The sequence below is a fragment of the Neoroseomonas rubea genome (assembly GCF_016106015.1).
Lineage (GTDB): Bacteria > Pseudomonadota > Alphaproteobacteria > Acetobacterales > Acetobacteraceae > Neoroseomonas > Neoroseomonas rubea.
Genome location: NZ_JACADQ010000763.1, coordinates 1 through 551, shown reverse-complemented (window position 1 = coordinate 551; position 551 = coordinate 1). Strand labels below are relative to the sequence as shown.

The following is a 551-nucleotide window of genomic DNA, read 5'->3' as shown; positions in this document are numbered from 1 at the left end:
GTGCCGGAGAAGGTGCGGGTCGCGGGGTCGAAGGACAGCCAGGCCGGCAGGGGCGAGCCATCGGCCAGCGTCGCGGTGTAGGCGAGGCTGTCGCCTGTGTCGGGATCTGCGAAGGCTCCGGCGGGCACAGTGAAGGTGAAAGCGGCGTCCTCGGTCGTGGTGGTATCGGTCAAGCCCGCCACGACAATCGGAGCGTCGTTGGTGTTGGCAACCGTCAGCGTGAAATCGTCGCTGGCGCTGGAGCCGCTGCTGTCGGTCGCCGTGACGCGAACGGAGATGGTGCCGACATCGTCATTCGCGGGTGTGCCGGAGAAGGTGCGGGTCGCGGGGTCGAAGGACAGCCAGGCCGGCAGGGGTGAGCCATCGGCCAGCGTCGCGGTGTAGGCGAGGCTGTCGCCCGCATCGGGATCGCCGAATGCGCCGTTCGGGACCTGATAGCTGAAGGCGCTGTCCTCGGTCGCCGATCGGTCCGCGATCGGGTTGGCGAGTGTCGGAGCGTCGTTGGTGTTGGCAACAGTCAGCGTGAAATCGTCGCTGGCGCTGGAACCGCT

1 protein-coding gene is annotated in these 551 nt (G+C 67.9%); it reads right to left on the bottom strand.

Going from position 1 to position 551, the window contains the following annotated elements; genetic code table 11:
- Positions 1-551: putative Ig domain-containing protein (locus HW577_RS27200; protein WP_198378998.1), on the bottom strand; the 551-nt coding region annotated here is incomplete at both ends.